The sequence below is a fragment of the Hydrocoleum sp. CS-953 genome (assembly GCF_002260545.1).
Classification (GTDB): Bacteria; Cyanobacteriota; Cyanobacteriia; order Cyanobacteriales; family Microcoleaceae; genus Trichodesmium.
In genome coordinates this window covers 1-6,112 of record NZ_LGSU01001022.1, presented here as the reverse complement: position 1 = coordinate 6,112, position 6,112 = coordinate 1, and the positions used below count along the sequence as shown (strand labels likewise).

The window sequence follows — 6,112 nt, the reverse complement described above, 5'->3', positions numbered from 1 at the left end:
TTGCAGATATTTCTGAGAAAAAACCTAAATAATTAACACTATCAAATCCTCTGCCTCTTGCCTAAAGTTGTAAAATTTTGTACTTCATAAACTGCAAAAATGCTGTATAATTAGTTATTTTTGCGACATGAAAAACGCAGTTCCTCCGCAGGAGGCTAACAGATAACAGATAACTAATAACTGATAACTGAAATGAAGTTTTCCTTCTTCGGACTCTACACTATCCATTGGTAAACTACTTTTATTGCTAGAAGATAATAAAGAATTGTTTTGGCTAGAAAATATCAAGGATTCTCTTCTTCCTTTTATGATATAATTAATAGCCAAAATTTTTCCTGTGCCTATATAGTGTCGATCATGCTAGTAAAGTCACTTGTCTTGTTTTCTTTCCTTTTCCCTGTTAAGGTTTTAGGATAAGTTGAGAATTTTCTACCTTACTCCTGATAGAAATTAGGATAACTCGCTAAACACTCTTACTAAATTCCGAGGTATCAAGCCTCCCCCTTTTAAGGGGATGAAAAAAATATTCAACTCAGTATTTCAAGCCTCCAAGTTTAGTTGAAGGTACTGAATAACTAATAACTGTTAACGAAGTTCCTCTGAAAGAGGCTAACTGTTAACGTTAGCGAAGCTCCTCTGAAAGAGGCAGTTTCTCTGTTAGCGCAGCTCCTCCGCAGGAGGCAAGAGGCTAACTGAAATGACTCCCTTCTAGCAAACATTCAATGATCAGACTAATAAAAAAATTCCTATTAAGAACCCTTACTGTTTTAATCATAATTCTACTGACTCAGAATACCGTTATGGGGACAACTATCCCATACGAAAACCCACTCAGACCACCAGCAACAAATAGTCCCCGTGCCACTCTTAACGGATTTATGGACAGTATGAATGAAGCTTATCAGCTAATCATGGAAGCTGAAGAGCAGTCAAAACAAGAAGGCGGATTATGGCATTCTAAGACTGTCAAAGAAAAAGGCAAGGAAGCAGAATGGGCACTGAGACGGGCAGTGGATACCTTGAATCTTCAAGGTATCCCCCCAATTAATGTTCAAGATATTGGTACAGAAAATGCGCTTATGCTCAAGGAGGTCTTAGACCGCCTTAAATTACCTAAAGCAAATACTCTTCCTAATGCCAGAGATGTTGAATCTCAAGAACTGAAGCGCTGGGAAATTCCAGGAACTGAGATTGCAATTGAGTTAGTTGAGGACGGTTTTAATCAAAGTGAATTTCTCTTCTCACCTGGAACAGTCCAACGCATTAAAAAATTTTATGAATTAATAGAAAGACGTCCCTATTATGAATCGAATTCATGGAGAACCTCCCCTGACTTCTACAGATTTTATATTACTACACCTGGGCATCTACTGCCTCCGAAGTGGAATACCTGGCTACCTCAGTGGACAAATCAATTGATTCAAGGCCAAACTATCTGGCAATGGTGTAGCCTTGGCCTTATTACCCTTGTGGCATTATCTAGCATTTTAGGGGTAGCATTTTTACTCAGACGATATATTAATACCACGGATGACCTGACAAAAGCATGGTTAGGGTTGTTAGTGCCAACTTTTACCCTATGGGTTGCTGGGAGTTGGGAGTTTTTCATGGATGAAAGCATTAATATCACAGGAGACTTGCTAAATATTCTATTGAAAGTATCAACTGTTATACAAGGTATTGTTTTGGCTTGGTTAGCTTTTCTGATATCCAATGCTATTGCTTGGGTTGTGATTTACAATATGCCTGCAGACAACAAATCCCTTGAAGCAGTCATCGCTCGTAATGCAATTCGTATCCTCGGATTTATGTTAGGATTAGCAATTTTTTATTTTACCAGCCGAGAAATCGGCATAGCTGTTGGACCAATTATAGCTAGCTTTGGAGTTAGTAGTATTGCTATTGGCTTGGGAGTGAAACCATATATAGAAAATATAGTAGGTGGTTTAACCTTATTTCTGAATCGCCCAATGGAGATTGGAGACTTTTGCGAATTAGGTGGTGTCACTGGTACAGTAGAAGATATTGGTTTACGGTCAACATTGATTCGCACGGTAGATCGAAAGCTCATTTATGTCCCTAATACAGTAGTCTCCACATCCCAAATAGTGAATCATAGTCAGCGTGACAAATATACTTTTGAGCGTATAATTTCATTGAGCTATGATAGTGCCCACGAAAAATTAGCAGAAACTATGGAAAACCTCCGCAGTATGCTCGCTGAACATCCAAAACTTTCTGAAGAACGTATTAGTCTCGGCAGCTTGAGTAATGAGATAATTGATATTGATTTATTCACATATATTTTAACCAGAGATTCAGATGAAGCTACCGACATTCAAGAGGAAATAATGCTTAAAATTGACGAAGTTCTTGATTTTACTGGAGCTCAAGTAGTTGCACTCTCTTTGGCAGAATAGTCTTTCGCAAAGATAATATACTTTTGGCTTGATCGGGTTAAAAATTGTGAAAACCAATACTTTTTAAAGGTTGTAGTTATTGGTAGAGGAAAAAATAAAATAATTACAAGGTTTTAATTGTACAATACCTACCATATATAAAGTATTAAGTTGTAGGCATAAATAACTGATTAAGATTTCATTAATTGATCGAGGAGAGGCAATAAATCCCGATTGATTAATTATCAATTATCCATTATCCATTGGTAACTACCTAGGCATTAATTTAGTATAACTGTAAGTTCAAGGCTTAAACTGGTGAATAGATGATTTAACTATAGCTATAAGTAATTATGACGAGTAACAATCCTGAAACTGTTTCTGTGGACAACCCTTCTATTGAAGAAGCAAATATTAACGAACTAACTGAAGATGAAACTACTCTGAGCTATATAGAAGAGATTGAGACTGTCATTGCCAGTATGGCAGAAGAGCAAAAGGTAATGGTAGCTCAAAATGAAGCAGGCCATTTGTGGAAGTTTAAATATGGTACTGTAGATGTATATATAAGACTGACTGGAGAAACTGATGATGATACTTTAACAGTTTGGTCTTATGTATTAAAGTTACCTGCTAAAAATGAACCAGAGTTAATGCGTAGGTTATTACAAATGAATTGGTTATCGACAATGGAATCTCATTTTGCCATTGTGGACAATCAAATTGTTGTTGTGGCAACTCGTACTGTAGCTGAATTATCTCCAGGAGAAATTTCGCGGGCAATTACTATTGTTGCTAATCTTGCTGATGAAAATGATGAACCTTTAGCTGAAGAGTTTGGGGAATAAATATAAAGAAAAAAAATCTTTTTAGTCAATCATCTTCTTTATAAGAAGAGGTAATAATTAATAATTAATAATTAATAATTAATTATTATAGCAGTTCTCATAATGGTGAGGTACAAAATTCTAGCTTTGAGGGAACACTTAACTGGGAACAGGGAACAGGGAATAGGGAATAGGGAGTAATGAAAAGATAAAAAGATAATTGTACTTCACGCTTCTTGGGAAACGCTATAATAATTAATTGTTGAAGTTCTACCTTCTTCAAACCATACATTATTTTTAACATCCTTTTTTCAAAAAAGTCGCCCTATAAGAGAAGAGCGAGGCTTGAGACCAAACTTTTCGGTCAAACCCTTATAGGAAGGTTGCATGAAATATCTCTACATTCTTTTTTGGAGATGTCTATAAATTATTATCTATTGATTTATTATAGGTTGCAGTTGTTCAATTAATTCTTTTGACCGCATAACCCGTGCTTCTTCTTTTAGGTGGTAGTGAGTATCAGCAAATAAATTAGAGTCAGTCCACAAATTTAATGATTCTTGGTCATAAATTGTAGGAGCAATTTTGCTTAACTCTTCAGCAGTTTTCTTAACATTCTTGATAGTCTTTTCATCTGTACTACCATAAATCAAAGGTAATGATATGAGCAAAGTTGCTTCTTTAGCCTCCAACTCCTCTCGAAATTGTTTGATTCGTGCAATTGAATGAGGAGTAACTGGCTTATTAACTTTCATTTCCCACCACTTACTTTTGCGCCCCCATGTTTTTGTTGGATCGCCCCAGTCTGTAATCGGATCGGCATAGTATTCTGGAATATAGTCTGGATCTTCTGCCTTCTTTACTATGTCTATAGTAGATTTTGTCAAGCTTCTGAGACTAGGCACACCTAAACCAAAAGTATCTTGGCCAAACTTCTTAGGTGGAATACCTCCTAATCCTGGTTTTCCAATAGCGAACCCAAAGTAAGTAGAGCGATCGCCTACTCCATCCTCATCCAAGAGCATTAAGTATTCAGGAATTATCAACACAATATCTCCTGGACGAACTTGCTCCAAAATAGTCGGAAAGATTACATTGAGACCCAAATTACCATCCAAGCCAAAGTTAAATACAGAGATACCAAGTTTTTCCTCCATTAGCTCAGAATTGACGGTGTAGTGCGCTCCCGATCCACCAACAATTATTAGTCTTTTTGAAGCCTCCAACTCAGCAGCTAGTGCAGCCTTATTGTAGTACATTCCGCGTAACCGACCAATTAGACCACCATAATAAACATTGTAAAAAAAACCAAGAGACCAAGCAAAACTAGCAATAACTAACCAAGGGAGAATTTTTAGTAGGTTCTTCATAAAAATAAAAAATCAACCAATTTATCAGGCATATTGTCAGGGAAGCGATTTCCCTACTCAGTGATCTAGTATAGCTAAATATATTACCTTTCTGCCATCCCTACTATTCAAGGAAGCTGAGAATTTTCACCAATTCAATAGTTTCGATAAATAGACTCAACCACTATGGTATAATGACTAATATCATAGTTCATCATCTAGGTACTGAATAGTGTTAAAACAACCATTATTAAAGACTAAGAATTTTCTGAGAAATGTGAGAAATTTTCAGAAGATACCTAATTGGTATTGGGTAGATAAAATTCCTGAGTTAAACATGAGTTTTAATGATGTAGAAGTTGAGCGTGGTTCGGATCAATTATTTCTCAAACCCCTGGAAATATATGTTAAAAAGGAAAAGTATGATTTTCTGCTGACAAAAAAAGCATTAAATCAAGCAAAATTTATCAAGAAAAAATTCAATGCTAAGTTTTCTATAGATACAAATGATGAATTGATTTTAGAAGTTGAGGGAATCAAAGTAAATATTCAAACTGCGGAAGAGCTTTCTATTATTTGGGAGATTTTTTGGTTGGGAATTTATAATTTTATCTATGATAAACCTGCAGTTATGCTAGATATTGGTATGAATACAGGATTAGCCAGCCTGTATTTTGCTAGGCAGGAAAATGTTAAAGCAATATGGAGTTACGAACCCTTTAAAGTGACTTATCAACAAGCATTGCATAACTTTGATTTAAACCCAGAAATTTCCCATAAAATCAAACCCTTTAGTTATGGAATTGCTGCTGAAGAAAAAACAGTAACAGTTGAATTTGATTATGAATTAAGAGGAAGTATTGGAGTTGAAGGAGTTACAGAAAGCCGCAAAAAAAATCTGGAAAATCAATCTTTACCAACAGAAGAGATTAGTTTAAAACCGATCGGTGAAGAGTTAAGTTCAATAATTTCTCAGCACCCAGATATGGATATTATTGCTAAGATTGACTGTGAAGGTTCTGAGTATGAAATCTTTGATTCTTTAGTGGCAAAAGGACAACTAAATCAAATAAAAATAATTATGATGGAATGGCATTACAAAGGACCTGATAAATTAGCTGAATATTTGCGTCAAGCAGGTTTTGCCATTTTTTCTCGTTTGCCTTGTAGTAGCAATATTGGAGCAATATACGCTGTTAGAGTCTAATTTGGGGTTGCTAAATATCTTTAGATTGGGCAAGCATTTGCCCTCCCTACTACTATATGCAAACTACCTAAAAAAAAAGTGGATATTTGGTAAACATTTTAGTATTTCATATTTTTTTAGTGATAAAGTTACGGAAATTGATATCCGAGAACCTATATTGAATTTCTGATTCATTCAATTTTCTCATATTTCTTCAATATGTAAAGCAAATTCTATCTCGGAAGTTTTTCGGACGTCTTTTGTCATAGCAAACTGTAAATTTTTCAAAGTGTATTCATGGGCACACCATATTCGTGTATTGTCAGGTAAATTACGCAATTTACTCAAAGA

At 35.4% G+C, this 6,112-nt stretch carries 4 protein-coding genes and 1 pseudogene; 3 read left to right on the top strand and 2 right to left on the bottom strand.

What is annotated here, in order from left to right; all coding sequences use genetic code 11:
* Positions 1-800 precede the first annotated feature (800 nt).
* Positions 801-2,420: a mechanosensitive ion channel family protein gene (locus tag AFK68_RS14780; RefSeq protein ID WP_168186484.1), complete on the top strand. Its 1,620-nt coding sequence runs from the start codon at positions 801-803 to the stop codon at positions 2,418-2,420.
* A 332-nt stretch (positions 2,421-2,752) separates the two neighbouring features.
* Positions 2,753-3,247: a YbjN domain-containing protein gene (locus AFK68_RS14775; protein WP_094673461.1), complete on the top strand. Its 495-nt coding sequence runs from the start codon at positions 2,753-2,755 to the stop codon at positions 3,245-3,247.
* A 413-nt stretch (positions 3,248-3,660) separates the two neighbouring features.
* On the opposite strand, the gene AFK68_RS14770 is transcribed toward AFK68_RS14775, so the two are convergent.
* On the bottom strand, positions 3,661-4,596 hold the full coding sequence (locus AFK68_RS14770; protein WP_094673460.1) for a hypothetical protein: 936 nt from the start codon (positions 4,594-4,596) through the stop codon (positions 3,661-3,663).
* Between the two features lie 211 nt (positions 4,597-4,807).
* Here AFK68_RS14770 and AFK68_RS14765 point away from each other — a divergent pair, with 211 nt between their 5' ends.
* Positions 4,808-5,782, top strand: a complete 975-nt coding sequence (locus tag AFK68_RS14765) for an FkbM family methyltransferase (RefSeq protein WP_210407410.1) — start codon at positions 4,808-4,810, stop codon at positions 5,780-5,782.
* 234 nt (positions 5,783-6,016) lie between these two features.
* Here the strand turns inward: AFK68_RS14765 and AFK68_RS41770 are convergent.
* Positions 6,017-6,112, bottom strand: a pseudogene (locus AFK68_RS41770) (hydroxyacylglutathione hydrolase); the annotation flags it as partial.

Excerpts from the sequence above, each read along its gene's own strand:
- AFK68_RS14780 (WP_168186484.1), top strand. The coding sequence starts at position 801 with ATGGGGACAACTATCCCATACGAAAACCCACTCAGACCACCAGCAACA.
- AFK68_RS14775 (WP_094673461.1), top strand. The coding sequence starts at position 2,753 with ATGACGAGTAACAATCCTGAAACTGTTTCTGTGGACAACCCTTCTATT.
- AFK68_RS14770 (WP_094673460.1), bottom strand. The coding sequence starts at position 4,596 with ATGAAGAACCTACTAAAAATTCTCCCTTGGTTAGTTATTGCTAGTTTT.